18 protein-coding genes and 3 pseudogenes are annotated in these 13,578 nt (G+C 42.1%); 5 read left to right on the top strand and 16 right to left on the bottom strand.

Annotation, left to right across the window (positions count from 1 at the left end; all coding sequences use genetic code 11):
- The first annotated feature begins 7 nt into the window (after nt 1–7).
- A complete protein-coding gene (locus ACJROX_RS05215; RefSeq protein WP_408009702.1) occupies nt 8–943 on the top strand; it encodes a TIGR03943 family putative permease subunit in 936 nt (311 codons plus the stop codon).
- A 177-nt stretch (nt 944–1,120) separates the two neighbouring features.
- Here the strand turns inward: ACJROX_RS05215 and ACJROX_RS05210 are convergent.
- From ACJROX_RS05210 to ACJROX_RS05180, 7 genes and pseudogenes are all read right to left on the bottom strand, one after another.
- Nucleotides 1,121–1,658: pseudogene (locus ACJROX_RS05210) on the bottom strand (GNAT family N-acetyltransferase).
- Nucleotides 1,659–1,677: 19 nt separating this feature from the next.
- A complete protein-coding gene (locus tag ACJROX_RS05205; RefSeq protein WP_408009701.1) occupies nt 1,678–2,124 on the bottom strand; it encodes a hypothetical protein in 447 nt (148 codons plus the stop codon).
- Between the two features lie 59 nt (nt 2,125–2,183).
- Nucleotides 2,184–2,555 carry a VOC family protein gene (locus tag ACJROX_RS05200; RefSeq protein ID WP_408009700.1) on the bottom strand — a complete coding sequence of 124 codons (372 nt, stop codon included), beginning with the start codon at nt 2,553–2,555 and terminating at the stop codon, nt 2,184–2,186.
- 21 nt (nt 2,556–2,576) lie between these two features.
- Nucleotides 2,577–3,212: a sigma factor-like helix-turn-helix DNA-binding protein gene (locus ACJROX_RS05195; protein ID WP_408009699.1), complete on the bottom strand. Its 636-nt coding sequence runs from the start codon at nt 3,210–3,212 to the stop codon at nt 2,577–2,579.
- A gap of 15 nt (nt 3,213–3,227) precedes the next feature.
- The gene (locus ACJROX_RS05190) at nt 3,228–3,512 is read right to left on the bottom strand and encodes an RNA polymerase sigma factor (RefSeq protein WP_408009698.1); all 285 of its coding nucleotides are present in this window, start codon (nt 3,510–3,512) and stop codon (nt 3,228–3,230) included.
- A gap of 78 nt (nt 3,513–3,590) precedes the next feature.
- On the bottom strand, nt 3,591–4,139 hold the full coding sequence (locus ACJROX_RS05185) for a cysteine hydrolase family protein (RefSeq protein ID WP_408009697.1): 549 nt from the start codon (nt 4,137–4,139) through the stop codon (nt 3,591–3,593).
- Between the two features lie 437 nt (nt 4,140–4,576).
- The gene (locus tag ACJROX_RS05180; protein ID WP_408009696.1) at nt 4,577–4,831 is read right to left on the bottom strand and encodes a hypothetical protein; all 255 of its coding nucleotides are present in this window, start codon (nt 4,829–4,831) and stop codon (nt 4,577–4,579) included.
- Between the two features lie 152 nt (nt 4,832–4,983).
- On the opposite strand from ACJROX_RS05180, the gene ACJROX_RS05175 reads away from it, so the two are divergent.
- Complete coding sequence (locus ACJROX_RS05175; protein WP_408009695.1) at nt 4,984–5,409, top strand: ferritin-like domain-containing protein; 426 nt, start codon at nt 4,984–4,986, stop codon at nt 5,407–5,409.
- Nucleotides 5,410–5,557: 148 nt separating this feature from the next.
- Nucleotides 5,558–6,061: a GNAT family N-acetyltransferase gene (locus ACJROX_RS05170; RefSeq protein WP_408009694.1), complete on the top strand. Its 504-nt coding sequence runs from the start codon at nt 5,558–5,560 to the stop codon at nt 6,059–6,061.
- 94 nt (nt 6,062–6,155) lie between these two features.
- On the opposite strand, the gene ACJROX_RS05165 is transcribed toward ACJROX_RS05170, so the two are convergent.
- Entirely contained in the window at nt 6,156–6,545 is a 390-nt protein-coding gene (locus ACJROX_RS05165) for a gamma-glutamylcyclotransferase (protein WP_408009693.1), read from the bottom strand.
- Between the two features lie 11 nt (nt 6,546–6,556).
- The gene (locus ACJROX_RS05160; RefSeq protein ID WP_408009692.1) at nt 6,557–6,709 is read right to left on the bottom strand and encodes a hypothetical protein; all 153 of its coding nucleotides are present in this window, start codon (nt 6,707–6,709) and stop codon (nt 6,557–6,559) included.
- Nucleotides 6,710–6,937: 228 nt separating this feature from the next.
- Between ACJROX_RS05160 and ACJROX_RS05155 the strand changes: the two genes are divergently transcribed.
- Nucleotides 6,938–7,339 (top strand): hypothetical protein, encoded by a 402-nt coding sequence (locus ACJROX_RS05155; protein ID WP_408009691.1) that lies wholly within the window; start codon nt 6,938–6,940, stop codon nt 7,337–7,339.
- Here ACJROX_RS05155 and ACJROX_RS05150 read toward each other — a convergent pair.
- From ACJROX_RS05150 to ACJROX_RS05140, 3 genes and pseudogenes are all read right to left on the bottom strand, one after another.
- The gene (locus tag ACJROX_RS05150; protein WP_408009690.1) at nt 7,336–7,596 is read right to left on the bottom strand and encodes a DUF2164 domain-containing protein; all 261 of its coding nucleotides are present in this window, start codon (nt 7,594–7,596) and stop codon (nt 7,336–7,338) included. The two genes, ACJROX_RS05155 and ACJROX_RS05150, sit on opposite strands and share 4 nt — an antisense overlap.
- Nucleotides 7,593–8,242 (bottom strand): annotated as a pseudogene (locus ACJROX_RS05145) (SIR2 family NAD-dependent protein deacylase). The gene ACJROX_RS05150 and the pseudogene ACJROX_RS05145 overlap by 4 nt, the downstream one beginning before the upstream one ends.
- 308 nt (nt 8,243–8,550) lie before the next feature.
- Nucleotides 8,551–8,637 (bottom strand): annotated as a pseudogene (locus tag ACJROX_RS05140) (YjcZ family sporulation protein); the annotation flags it as partial.
- A 187-nt stretch (nt 8,638–8,824) separates the two neighbouring features.
- Here ACJROX_RS05140 and ACJROX_RS05135 point away from each other — a divergent pair.
- Nucleotides 8,825–9,085, top strand: a complete 261-nt coding sequence (locus tag ACJROX_RS05135) for a DUF2524 family protein (protein ID WP_408009689.1) — start codon at nt 8,825–8,827, stop codon at nt 9,083–9,085.
- Nucleotides 9,086–9,127: 42 nt separating this feature from the next.
- On the opposite strand, the gene ACJROX_RS05130 is transcribed toward ACJROX_RS05135, so the two are convergent.
- The 4 genes from ACJROX_RS05130 to ACJROX_RS05115 all read right to left on the bottom strand — a co-directional run bounded on the left by ACJROX_RS05130 (nt 9,128) and on the right by ACJROX_RS05115 (nt 13,390).
- On the bottom strand, nt 9,128–9,841 hold the full coding sequence (locus tag ACJROX_RS05130) for a polysaccharide deacetylase family protein (RefSeq protein WP_408011580.1): 714 nt from the start codon (nt 9,839–9,841) through the stop codon (nt 9,128–9,130).
- An 18-nt stretch (nt 9,842–9,859) separates the two neighbouring features.
- Entirely contained in the window at nt 9,860–11,059 is a 1,200-nt protein-coding gene (locus tag ACJROX_RS05125) for a DUF6843 domain-containing protein (RefSeq protein ID WP_408009688.1), read from the bottom strand.
- A 214-nt stretch (nt 11,060–11,273) separates the two neighbouring features.
- The gene (locus ACJROX_RS05120; RefSeq protein ID WP_408009686.1) at nt 11,274–12,050 is read right to left on the bottom strand and encodes a 3-hydroxybutyrate dehydrogenase; all 777 of its coding nucleotides are present in this window, start codon (nt 12,048–12,050) and stop codon (nt 11,274–11,276) included.
- Between the two features lie 20 nt (nt 12,051–12,070).
- A complete protein-coding gene (locus tag ACJROX_RS05115) occupies nt 12,071–13,390 on the bottom strand; it encodes a GntP family permease (RefSeq protein ID WP_408009685.1) in 1,320 nt (439 codons plus the stop codon).
- Between the last annotated feature and the right edge of the window lie 188 nt (nt 13,391–13,578).

Below are 13,578 nucleotides of genomic sequence, written 5' to 3'. Positions count from 1 at the left end.
GGATACCGTGAATAATCAATTTTATATCAATCTGCGGTCTATTATTCTATTTGGGTTTGCATTCCTGATGAGTGCCCTTATCTATACTGGACAAATCCAATATTATATCGCTCCACAAATGATGAAGTTCATGTATTTTGCTACGGGAACGTTCTTCATACTTGGGATCATCCAATTATTTCGTTCTGAAGACTCAGAAGAGCACTGTCTATGTGGACATGATCATCAGGAAACAAAGCATCCGTTCATGCGGTTCTTTGTATACTCCCTTTTCATCTTACCCCTCTTGACAGGATTTGTTTTCCCTGAAAAAGTATTGGATAGTTCGATGGCGCAGAAAAAAGGGGTTTCCCTTAACGGAAGCGTAAAGCAAAAAGACCGTCCTGCCCAGCAGGAAGACTCTGAAAGTTCCACCCCTAATGCAGACAAGTTTCTAGAGGATCCTGAGGCTTATATGGAAGATTTGGAGGAGGATGTCTCTGAGACTTCCAACGGCCAAACGACGGATGATGGAATCTATGATTACGATGAGTATTATGCAGATATTGCAGATCAATATAATAACAAAGACACAGTGGTTGTGACGGATGAAAATTATTCTGATCTACTCGATACAGTGAGTATTTTCCTCGATCGGTTCCAGGGCAAGACAATAGTAATTGAAGGGTTCGCCTATCGTGAAAACGATATGAGCAATGATGAACTCGTTGTCGCACGATATCTAATGAGTTGTTGTTCAGCCGATACATCTGTAATCGGCACCATGGCAAAAGGAGCAGATCTGCAGAGAATTGAAGATGATCAATGGGTGAAAGTGACAGGTACAATCACAAAAACGAATTACAATGATTCTACGATTCCAATGATTGAAGTAACGGATGTCAAGAGAATCGAAACTCCTGATACACCTTATGTTTACCAGGATGTTGGAATATTCAACTGATCTAACGAAAAGTGCAAGCGCTCCTGGTCAGCCACGAAGGTCACTGGAGGTCCGACGAGGAGGCTTTCGGATCGCCCGCGGAAACGGAGTGAATTTCGTTTAGATCAACAATGACTTTAACAGAACCTAAAAAAAGAGCGTTCCCTATTCGACATAATAGGAACGCTCTTTCTACGTTTATTCATAATCTTTTCTCAGCATGCTGTAAATCACACAATCATGGAAGTGATCGTATAGGTATTCTGCATCTCTTAACACGCCTTCTTTCACAAATCCCAATCGCTCAGGAATTGCTTGGCTTTTTATATTTTTCATTCCGCATTGGATCTCAATGCGGTTAAGGTGCAAAGTGTCGAACGCATGATCGACTAGTGCCTTGGCAGCTTTTGTCATGATGCCTTTCCCTTGATGACCTTCTGCAAGCCAGTAACCTATGGATGTTTTCAAGTTGGCACGATCGATCTGATGATAACCGATCATCCCGACAAGCTCCCTTTTAAACATGATTCCTACTTGGAAACCATTATCTTCAGCGAATTGTTTCAGCCACATCTCGACGACAGTTTCGTAATCTTCTTCTTTCTTCATCCCGTCTACCCACGGCAACCACTCTCTTAAGTAGTCTCGTGATTTGTCGACGAGAGCGAATAATTCAGGAATTCCTTTTTTCTAATAGTTTTAAAGATAGATCTTCATCGATTGGAAAAATAAACATCCATGGCTCCCCCTAGTCTTTATTTGTATGGATTGATCTTCACGCCAATGATGTCCCATCCGCGGAATCCGACCTTCTTCATTCTAATCACTAAGCTTCCATCATAGGATTCAATGACGTCAGTGCTTTCGTCTTTATATTCATAGGCTTGGAACTGTGCAGTAACTTCATAAGCTTGGTCTACGTTCTCCGCGGAATTGAGCACCATCCGTGTATTTTCAAGGTCGTTCCTCTCCCCAAAATGGATGAATTCCTCCAACTCGGACTTTTGGTCTTGAACGGATTCATCGTTGATCTTTCCCGCTTCCAGATCCTCTATGAAATTTTTGGCTGCTTCTTCTGGCGTAACGATCATATAAGAGATCAGCAAAATAAGGATTATACCGGAGACGAATGCACCTGCAAAAATCAGGATCAACTTCTTGTTAATTTCATCATCCCTGCTTTCTATGTATTTTCTTATCAAATACTACCACAATTTAAAAGAATAAGGGAATTGCTGATTATGGCAATTCCCTTAATCCTCTAGTCGTGGTGTTGCTCACAGATCATGATCACATTCCCTTCCGGATCTTTGAAATTGAAGAATGAGACATCAGGATGTCTTTCAATCTCCCGGACAATGACCCCTCCCTTTTCTTTTACAAAAGCATAGGCTTCATCGGTATCATCAGTATGAAGCATCAAGTTTGCTTCGGTACCGGGTTCGTTGTTACGATCATCATCAAGTAAAAATCCGCCATTCCCTAAATCAAAATAATGGACCGGGCTCTTCGGGTCAACCTGGGGAGTTTCTTTTCCAAGTAGTTCAGCATACCATTCAGCTGTTTTTTGTAAATTCTTGACATGAACGAAAGTTGCTCCGACACGATTGATCGGACTTTTTGTGATTTTCATTTTTCATAACCTCCTAAATTATCATTCCCAGTTTACCGGGGGTTTCGATTTTTGTAGGGGAATCTCAAGTGTCTCTGCTATTGTCGTCAGTAATTCTTTGCAGAAGAAATAACTCTTATGGTGTACGATTTTTCCGTTCGATACTTCCTGATATTGCACATCATGAAGCTGAAGACCTTTTTCGGTTTCCGCCAGCACAATGATGACTTCTTTCCCCCATAAGTTTTCCCGGTAAGCTTTCTTGCCCATGATTCCTGCCTTCATGGATCCCTTTTCGACATCGCCTTTAGAAAACTCTTGGAACCCAGGGGATACTTCCATATGGATCGTATCGCTTGTCAGTCGGAGCATTTGGTCTACATCCCGCTTGTGGAATGCCTCCAAATAGGCATCGACCACTTCGGTATGATGTTGGGATTTCTCCTGGGTGGAATGCTTCTTTTCAAACGAATCAACCGTTTGAAGGTTCTTACGGGCACGGTGGACCATTCCATAGACCGCTCCTTCTGTCGAGTGGACCATATTCGCAATCTCTGCCGCTTTGAATTGAAATACATCCATCAACAAGAGCGTCGTCACTTGCTTTGGTGTAAGATGGTGCACTAATACCTCTAATGCTTCCCGTATATCGAATGCATTGGTAGATTGATGATCCATTTTGAGATCCGGCAATTAATCTTCTACTTTTATTTTTCTTTTTCTGCATTCATCAATCCAGCGATTCGTTGCAATACGGAAGAGATAAGCCTTCGTATTCAGCGGATGCCATATTTGGGACAGCATGGCAAACGCCTTCAAGAGCGTTTCTTGAAAAAGATCCTCCCCTTCCCATGGAGTGTCAATTACATAGCGGCAATAGTTCCATAGATCTTGCTTGAAGGGTTCGATTTCTTTTTCGAATTGATTATGTAATGACCTGGTGTCTTCGACAATCGTGTTCATCGATTCTGTTATCATTTATTGACCTCTTTTTTTCCTCCTTATATATATAACGTAACAAATTCCTAAAACCTTACGGGGTTTTTTAAACTTTTTTCATTTTTTTATTTCCTTTTTCATCCATGGTACTTCTGCAACGGTTTGTAATGTGATGGATGCATCGGGACTCCAGAAGTTTGAAAGGGTAGTATGGGTATGAGCAATGATCTGTTCTGCTGTGAAATGGTTGTTGTCCATGGTCGTATGAGCGTCCTTAATCAACGTGACATCATAACCGGCATCGAAAGCACCACGGCAAGTGGAATCGACACAGTAATCCGTCTGCGCTCCGCATATATATAGATGATCTGCTCCCAGTTCCTCGAGGACGGATTTCAGGTTCGTGTTGGCGAATGAATTCGGTTTCGTTTTATAGATTGCTTGGTCTGTTTCGTGCGGTCTTTCCAATAAGGCATCCAACTGCCAACCAGCTTCCCCGCGTTTCATCGGTCCAGAAGAATCTTCGTGCTGTACATAAATTACAGGCACTCCGTTCAAACGTGCTTTGCGGATCAGCGTCGAGATCCGGTTGATTATTGTTTCTTTTTCATATGCACTCTCCATTACAGCTTGTTGGACATCGATAACCAGTAATACTTCCTTCATTGCACAACTCTCCCTTTAATTGTTTTAACCAAGAACATTTGTTCCATTCGGCTAATTATATATTTCTCTCACTTAATTGAAATTTCCTGCAACTTATTTTAAAGTCATGCGTCTATATTAGTAGGAGGTTCCTTTGAGCTTATAATTTGAAGTCAGGTTCCCCCTAACAAATTATCCTACCTCCCCTTTGAAGTGGACTGGCTCCCGAGGAGCCGGTCCATATTTTTTTAATTAGGCTCTATTAAAGTTCATTGTTGATATATACAAATTGACTCCCTTTCCACGGGGGATCTGCAAGCCTCCTCAATCGCTTTTACCCAGGAGTGTCGCGAATTTCGATTCAGAAAAATTTCCATAAAATATCAACATTACTATTTAACAAAGCCTTTAATTAAATAAGAGAGCCCATTTGTGGCGCCCTCTCATCCAACTATAATTCAATTCACTTTAAACGTTTTCTGGACACGTTTTTTCTTTACGATAAGTTGATAAGCTTTGCTTACTTTTTCCTCGACATAATCCAGTGAGACACATTTACTTGGATCTGCAAACATTCCCACTGCTCTAGATAAGTGATCCACTGCGGTCTTCAGATCTTTTTCATTCCTTGGTGTTTTGTTCAAGTGAATATCGTCCATCACATGAAATGCCATAGCTTGAATGTCACGTAAGCGCTCTTCTTCACTTTTCAATGTGTTCCCTCCCAGCCAGTACTTTTGCATAATCTAACTTATGGGAAAAATGAAATGAACATGAGTGATTTTTATGTGGAATTATGGAATATCACAATAGCTGGTTCATGGGCATATGATACCTAAGATAATTCCCGGAGGTGTTTGCCCAAATGCAAAGGTATAGGAAACCAATGGAATCGATGGATCTCATAGAAGGAATTCGCAAAGCGATCGATAGCGAATACAGCACCATCGAATGTTATGAAAATTTAGCAAGGAACGCACCAATTAAGATAGAAAAGGAACAGATCATGGAAATCAGGCAAGACGAAATCAATCACTTCCATACGTTCTCGCAAATTTATGCTAGCTTGACTAGGCAGCAACCGAAACCGAAAATCTTTGAAGAATGTCCGGATAAATACAGGAAAGGGACCCGTGCAGCCTTTGTCGACGAACAAGAGACCGCTAATTTCTACCTCGACATAGCTGATAACGCCCGCTCACCTTATATCAAAGATATCTTCCGCCGTGCTTCAGAAGATGAACAAAACCACGCTGTCTGGTTCCTTTCCTTCCTCACCTTACGAGCTTGACGGTGCCAGGCACCTTTTGGGAGAAGCCCTGGGGCTTTTGAGGTTTCATTCGGTGCCTGGCACTGCTGAAGGCACTGCTGTATATTGTATTTGGAGCTGACAAAAAACTAAGTATTGCGCTATTTTATGTTAAAGGGGGGAATTAAATATGTTTGAACTACGGACTGAACGGTTGGTATTACGTCCTCTCCGGAAAAGTGATCTCTCGGATTTAATGAAAATCTTTTGCGATCCAGTGGCGATGAAATATTATCCTTCTACAAAATCAGAACAGGATGCAAAAGAATGGATTGCATGGAACCATGATAACTACAATGCCTACAACGTTGGTTTATGGGCAGTCGAATTGATTGAAACTGGTGAATTTGTCGGTCAATGCGGCATTGTCCCACAGAAAATCAATGGTGAGGTCCTGATGGAAATCGGTTATTTGTTTGTAAGGGACCATTGGGGAAAAGGCTACGCGACTGAAGCAGCATATGCTTGCCTTAAATACGGTTTGGAAAAATGCAAGTATCCTCAGCTCGTTTCACTGATAGCTCCAGAAAATACGCCATCTGTAGCTGTGGCAACTAGAATTGGCATGCGGAAAGAGACACAAATTGTAAAATGGGATCGCCTAATTGATGTGTACGCAATCAACTCAAAATGATTACACCTTTGTATCCAGAACGCCTACATTTCGTCCAGTATATTAAAAATTTTGTCCAAATGAAAAACCACCCGATTTCGGATGGTCATCTAGTCTATCGTTTAGGCCAATCGCCACTCCCTATCACTTTTTTACATAAATCTGGATTATGGTCGACAGTGTAAATGATCACTTCGACTGGTCCCCCTTCGGTCATGACTAAGCAATTTTTACGTTCATACAAGTTGTCAGTATCAGTTCCTTTATAACCCTCAAGTTCATCTAGTTTCGGGAGATCCTCAGCTTTCACCTGATAAATCTCTCCGTAAACCTTACCGGAATCCACTAATGTTATTGCTGGATATCCGAATCCAGTATCAAAAAGTGTCCCGTGGACCCAAGCATCACTTGAAATACATTTCGCATTGCCTAGCATATGAGCATTGCATTCATTCTTACGGAGTGTTCCATAAACAAACACTAAATGCGGCATCTCGTCCTTCATTACTTTTACCTCTATTTTCTACGGACTCTATGTTTTCGTTTCGCATATCGACTATATTTTTCATACGTTTTTCTGTGAAAAGCTTCAATTTCTTTATCAGTCATGGCGCGAATCACTTCTTGGTCATGGTTTGGTCTTGGTGTTTCAGAATTCTTCTTTCGCACTAAAATTCCTCCTTAAAGATGGATTCCCTCTTAATGGAATGTACCGATGACCCTTTCTTCTTTCCGTTGCCTATCCTCTTCGTTGGATGGGTTGATATTAATTTAAAAGCTGACTCACTCATCCAAGCTTCCCTATGCTTTATGAAATTTCCTGCAATTATAGATGGGTATGGATAGGATGTCAACAATCCTGAAAGCCATTTTATATATTTTAGAACTGGAGGTATAATGAACCAAAAAGTCTTTGCCTTTACGGGGGATATGATGAATGACAAGTTAAAAGCCACATTGATTGCGATTACAGGAGTTTTCGCTATATTATTTATTACGTGTCCTACAGCCGAGGATTATACGCAATGGCTAGCAGACAACAGCATCCTGACATGTGATTTTAAGAAATGCACTACGTTTTCTTCAAAAACAAATTCAGCAGGATTTGTCCGGACAAACATTGATCAAGTAAAGGAATCCGGTTCCTTCATCCACACAGGATGGTTGTTCTTCATGACAGCAGAGACCTATATTGAAAAAGACCGCACCATAAAAGTGGTCGGCCTCTTGAACTTCATCATTCCATATGAAAATAAGTTGGATAATGGAGGTATTTACCCACTTCATTTTCTCGATTAATACCGTTTATGTAATTCAATTGGGCGCTGGAGGGCGTCCATATCCTCTTCAACATTCAACATTTTCTCTTGAAACAGTTTTTTCGCATCACGTACCCCCTGGTTATACAAATAAGGCCCGACTTCTTTCAAAATAAAGTCCAGCATGAGTCCAGCCGCAAGGTTTCCGATTTCTTCTCCACGTTCATCGATGAAATATCCCTGTATGCTCCGGACCAGTTGATCACGCTCTTCCTTAGGTATTTTAAGCCCCATCATGAAAGTTCCCCACCTTTCATTTTCTTATTGATAGCTTCGAGAATGTCCCCTGCTTTTCCTTCGAGCTGCATTTCAAATTGATCATGTAAGAGTGTTGCCTCATTATTGATGATCACCTTTTTTCCATCCGTCAAAAAAGGCAGTTCGTTCGCAGGGAAAACTTGAAGACTTGAACCGATGACCATCAATAGGTCTGATTCCTCAATCAATTGGATTGCTTTTCCCCATTCATCTTGCGGTAGCATTTCACCGAATAGGACAATGTCAGGCCGCAAATGCCCTTGACACTCTGAACAAGATTCCTGATTCAAAAAAGCATCCTCATCAGAAGAATGTCCACAAGTTGAGCAGAAGATCGACCGTAAAGAACCGTGAAGTTCATGGACCGTTTTGCTTCCTGATGAAATCCGTCCACATTCTGCGTAATGATTCCACTTATAAACCCTTTTTCCTCCCATTCAGCTAATAGCTTATGTCCTTTATGAGGATGACAGGTTTTCAAATCGGTCAATCTTAAACTGTAAAAACCATGGAACAACTCATATTCGTTTTCAATTGCGTCTACTGTAGAAACTGTCATCGGGTCGATTTTCTTCCACCAGCCTTCTCGAGACCGGAAATCCGGTATACCGCTTTCCGTTGACATACCAGCTCCAGTGAGAATTACCGTACGCTCAGCATTCCTCAACCAATCAGCGACAAGTTCAATCTTATGTAATTCCATGAATATGCCCCCCATCTTCCTTGGAAATAGTTATATTATACTTTTCGGTGATCAAGATGAAAAGGGCGACCGCTTCGGTCAACCCTTGAGTTTTAGTAAATATGAAAATACAACTAAACAGATGGCGGCAAAGCCATCCATCTGTTTTGTATTACAAATTACCAGCCGTAGCCGCCGCCATATCCATATCCATCACAGCCACAGTCGCCTCCATAGCCACCGCCATATCCATAGCCGCCGCCATAAGAAGCTCCTACAATAATCAGTAGGATAAATAAAACAACGATTAAAGTAAAACCTTTACCGCCTTTTCTAATTTTTCCATCGCTCATGTTTTCAGCCTCCTTATTATCTAGTCACTAATACATTATGTTTTCAAAAACGTCGATGATAGGGACAAATATGGAAGTCTAAAAAATTATGCGAATGTCCAGAACCCGTACACATATTATTCAGCTTGCTATAACACACTATATGTAAACTTTTTAGAGGAGGAACCCCAAAATGACAGAACATGAATCTTTAAGGACCTTTCTTAATCGCGCAGAGCAAGTGATCGAGTACGCATCTAAACAAAATGAATTATATAATCGGCAAGAGCCCCAGGTTGAAGCTGCTATCTACTCTGGCGCACAGCAACAGCTTGAGGAAGCATACCTGGATCTTCAAAAGGTTTCGAATAGCGCCACACCACAACAACGCGAAGAGATCCAGCGAGTGATGGCCCGGATTTTAGATTTGCAAAATGATATGATCATCGAATGAAGAGAGAGGGCGGGCCCGACACGGCCAGTCCTCTCTCTTCATCTATTCATACTCCAACAGCTCAGTCACAGTTTTGAATTTGTACCCTTGACTTTGAAGGGAGTCTATCAGGCCTGGTACAGCCTCGAGTGAATCCCTTTCATCGTTATCATACATGACATGCAGCAGGATGATGGATCCAGGTGTAAGTTGCTCATTTACATGCCCAATGATCTTCTCTGAGTCTCCCGCTATTTCAGGGTATGACTCTGGTTCGATATTCCACATGATCGTCGTCTTTTCCTGTTGATTCAGATAATATGGCAATAGCACCAATTTTTTACCGAATGGCGGCCTGAAATGCACCTCTTCTTCATAACCCGCCTCCCTGATCAATTCATCCGTCCGATCGACTTCCTCCTTCACCGTGGAATAGGATTTAAAAACCATTCGCGGATGCGAGTATGTGTGGTTTCCGATCTCATGTCCTGCCTCTATGATTGCTTTTGTTTCTCCAGGGTATTGTTCGATGCTATCTCCATTCAAAAAGAAGGTTGCTCGTACACCTTTTTCCTCGAGTATCTTTAAAATTTCATCCGCCTTTTCTGTTGGCCCATCATCAAATGTCAGCGCAACAACCTTTTCCTCTGTGTCAACCTTGTCCACCAATCCGCCGAATAATTGGAAGCTTCGCGCATTGACCAATTCCCATGTACCATAAAGCAAAACCACTACGATGACGAAACTTGCAATGATGGTCACTATCAGTTTTTTTATGATTTCCCCTTTTACAGTTTATTGCTTGCTGATATATTCCTCGTACTTGAACGGTTCAAAATCCTCTTGCGGCCCTATATAAAAAACCTTCAAATCCGGAAATTGATAGAGTTCAGAAACATGATCCTCTTCAATCTGCATAAGATCTTCCCCATCCTGGTAATAAAACTGATCATAGGCCGGTTCGATAGAGGAAATGTCATACCGAACAAATACAATCCCTTCTTGATCCACCTCAAATGTGCGTTCTGTTATTTGTACATCAGGATCCTTTTCAATCTTCACCCATCCTGTAAATCCTTCAGGCAAAATAAAACGATATTTCTCCCGATCCGGATCCGGTTTTGGTATGAACTTTGAATAATTCGGCTCTTCACTTTTCTCATATTCTTCCTTTGTACCGATGAAAAACATTTCAATCGCCTCATAATGGACTTCTTTAGCTCCGTAAAATTCCGAAAACCCACTTACTGATCCAAAAGGGATCTGACTTTCCGGGATTTTCGTTTTTTCACCCTTTTCATCTACATAAAAATATTCATTTTCACTGATTGCGGATCCCTTATACACCGTTGAAGTTTTTGTAAAGCCTTCCTTGTTTAGATTGATGACACGATAATTGCCGTCTTCCTCTAATTTTGGTTCATCCTCCATTTCATAAAAAACATAGACCCATCCGCTGTGTCCTTCTGGGATCTCATAACGGGCAAGCGGGATTAAGGCATCGTTTAAAGCTTCGTTCGCCCATATCAAAGAAAATAGCAGCACAAAACCACAAGGAATTCCATACAAAATTCTCGAAAGCTTTGTTTCTTTCATTTTAAAGCCAGGTTTCCACCGGATGAGCGCTTTATCTAACAACCAATACAAAAACGCGACAGGTGTAATTATGATCAGATAAGAAAGGGTTTCATAACCCGGCTCGATCATTTTCCAAATGATTAAAGGGATGAGGACAAATCCGATATGTATCAATAACGCATAACTCCATCTATGGCTAATGTTATCAGGTAAAAGCACTTCTGCCAGTACAGAAACGGGAAAGCCGTAAAAAACGATTCCCGCAGAAACATATGCGATAACACCTATTGAGAATAATAACGATGACGGATCGCCTGCACTCATGATGAAAAAGACCAAGGTGAGACAAAGAGTGGCAACAATAATCGTGCCTACACCTGCAATAAGCTTTCTATAAAACAATGTCCAATGAATCACAACCAACCCCTAAAACAATCAAATGAATGATACACCTTGATTTTACCTTACATGGAGCAAAATATGTCAATCACTTAATGGAGGTTTTGTTTCTACACGATTCTTGCGTGTTAAAATCCACTCTTTGAGTACGTCATTTTGTCTTTTTCTTGTTTTCACGGTCTCATAACGCCAAAAAAGAACACTTCATAAATGAAGTGTCCTTAACAAAAGCTTATTGTGCTGTATATCCACCATCAATAACGACTGCCTGACCTGTAATTCCTTTTGCTTTTTCACTAGCAAGGAACAATGTGTAGTCCGCAACTTCTTTTACTGATAACAACCGTTTTTGAGGGACAAGCGGATAAATAACATCCTCCATCACTTTTTCTTTCGTCACACCGCGGTTATTCGCAAGATCCTCCAATTGATTCTGAACGAGGGGAGTATCAATGTAACCTGGACAGATCGCATTCACCGTCACACCATGTTCTGCGGCCTCTAAAGCCGTTACTTTCGTCAAACCGATCACACCATGTTTTGCACTGTTGTAAGCTGCTTTGCCAGCAAACCCTACCAGTCCGTTTATTGAGGACATATTGAGGATCCGACCGTACTTTTGCCTTTTCATGATGGGCAATGCATGCTTGGTTGCAATGAATGGTGCGACAAGCATGACTCGGGTCAGCAACTCGAACTTCTCAGTCGGAAAATCCTCTACAGATGAGATATACTGCAAGCCTGCATTATTGATCAAGATGTCCAAACTCCCAAATTGATTGACAGTCTGATCGATCGACTTCTTCACCTCTTCTTCAACTGTTACATCACAACGTAAACCAATCGCTTGATGTCCTTCTTTGTTCAATTTTTGAGCAGCTTCCTTCACACCGTCTTCATTCAAGTCCGCAAGAGCGACCTTTGCTCCTTGTTCAGCAAATGATAAGGCGAGTTCATAGCCGATCCCACTTGCTGCTCCTGTGATATAGACAACTTTATCGCTAACCAAGAATGCTCCTCCTTTTTATATTAAATGCCGACTCCAAATGAGAATAGAATTACCGCAAGCGCCAATCCAATTAACGGCACGATGACAGTCAAAGCACCGACGGCTCCATACGCTGCACTATGGGATTCTCCGCAAATCGCCCGGACAGTGGTAACGACATATCCGTTATGCGGCAATGAATCAAGCGCCCCAGAAGAAATTGCTACTGTACGGTGTAAGGCTTCTGCGTTTACTCCCATGTCCATGTAGTGCGGTGCCAGAATCGGCAAGGCGATCGCTTGTCCACCTGACGCTGATCCGGTCATACCAGCAATTACACTGACCGCGATTGCTCCGCCAATCAATGGGCTTCCCGGAATGCTCGTCATCGCACTGACCGCCGTGTCAAACGCCGGAACAGCTTTTGCAACGCCACCGAACCCAACAACTGCAGCCGTGTTACCAATCGCAATCAAGGCTCCCAACGTACCGGCTGATACAGCCTCCCAAAAATCGGTGAAATACTTCCTGTTCAAGAAATAGGCCGAAATGACACCGCCTAACAAGGCTACAATCAATGCGGATTGCTGTAAGGAATCATGGAAAATGAATGATATGATTAAAACGACTACTAATGGGATAAGCCCCGCGACTGGATGTGGAAGTTCCTTTTCCGCTACTTTCGGATCGTCCTCACGAGCTTCGAACCGTTCTCCTTTCGAAACTGCTTTTCCAATCATCTTCTTCAGCCACCAATACCCGAATACCATCATGAAGACTGCAACGATTGCACTGACTTCCCAACCCGCATACGGAGATGTGCCTAAGTATTCGATCGGAATCCAGTTTTGGATTTCCGGTGAACCGGCTGAAGTCATCGTAAACGTTACCGACCCGAACGCAAGGGCAGCCGGAATGAATCGACGTGGAAGATCCGCTTGCTTAAACAGACTTAGTGCCATCGGATAGACTGAGAAGGCAACTACGAACAAGCTTACACCTCCATACGTCAAAACTGCACAGGCGATAACAATAGCTAGCACAGCCTGCTTCATGCCGAGCTTTTCAACGATCCATTTTGAAACACTATCAGCAGCACCGCTGTCCTCCATCACCTTCCCGAAAATTGCTCCGAGTAAGAACATTAAAAACCATGCCGCGACAAAGCCTGAGAATCCAGCCATATAATCTCCTACCAGATTGGCTCCTCCTTCTCCAGCAAGCTGTGGAAAAAGCGGAAGACCGCTTAAGACAGCGACAAACAATGCACAAAGCGGGGCCACCACAAGAAGGTTCATCCCTCTCATCGTCAAGATAATCAATAAAATAAGACCACCGATCAAGCCGATCATGCTTAACATCCTATATCCTCCCTTAACTCATCAATTTATTGGTATCGCTTTCATTTTTACATTTTATATTTGAAAGCGTTTTCCAACCCGACAACAATTAAATGCAAGTTCCATGCCAACTCTCAAAAACCCTGGAATAGCCGGATTGCAAAACAATACCCTTATATCCTTTTCCGAAAAGTCGGAAGATACAGAAT

It is taken from the genome of Pseudalkalibacillus sp. A8 (genome assembly GCF_045920555.1).
Lineage (GTDB): Bacteria > Bacillota > Bacilli > Bacillales > Fictibacillaceae > Pseudalkalibacillus.
Note: the sequence above shows the minus strand (reverse complement) of the source record. Positions and strands in the feature narration are given on the sequence as shown.

Excerpts from the sequence above, each read along its gene's own strand:
- ACJROX_RS05165 (WP_408009693.1), bottom strand. The coding sequence starts at position 6,545 with ATGAAGGACGAGATGCCGCATTTAGTGTTTGTTTATGGAACACTCCGT.
- ACJROX_RS05195 (WP_408009699.1), bottom strand. The coding sequence starts at position 3,212 with ATGGATCATCAATCTACCAATGCATTCGATATACGGGAAGCATTAGAG.
- ACJROX_RS05150 (WP_408009690.1), bottom strand. The coding sequence starts at position 7,596 with ATGATGGGGCTTAAAATACCTAAGGAAGAGCGTGATCAACTGGTCCGG.
- ACJROX_RS05115 (WP_408009685.1), bottom strand. The coding sequence starts at position 13,390 with ATGTTAAGCATGATCGGCTTGATCGGTGGTCTTATTTTATTGATTATC.
- ACJROX_RS05190 (WP_408009698.1), bottom strand. The coding sequence starts at position 3,512 with ATGATAACAGAATCGATGAACACGATTGTCGAAGACACCAGGTCATTA.
- ACJROX_RS05200 (WP_408009700.1), bottom strand. The coding sequence starts at position 2,555 with ATGAAAATCACAAAAAGTCCGATCAATCGTGTCGGAGCAACTTTCGTT.
- ACJROX_RS05135 (WP_408009689.1), top strand. The coding sequence starts at position 8,825 with ATGACAGAACATGAATCTTTAAGGACCTTTCTTAATCGCGCAGAGCAA.
- ACJROX_RS05175 (WP_408009695.1), top strand. The coding sequence starts at position 4,984 with ATGCAAAGGTATAGGAAACCAATGGAATCGATGGATCTCATAGAAGGA.
- ACJROX_RS05170 (WP_408009694.1), top strand. The coding sequence starts at position 5,558 with ATGTTTGAACTACGGACTGAACGGTTGGTATTACGTCCTCTCCGGAAA.
- ACJROX_RS05155 (WP_408009691.1), top strand. The coding sequence starts at position 6,938 with ATGAACCAAAAAGTCTTTGCCTTTACGGGGGATATGATGAATGACAAG.
- ACJROX_RS05185 (WP_408009697.1), bottom strand. The coding sequence starts at position 4,139 with ATGAAGGAAGTATTACTGGTTATCGATGTCCAACAAGCTGTAATGGAG.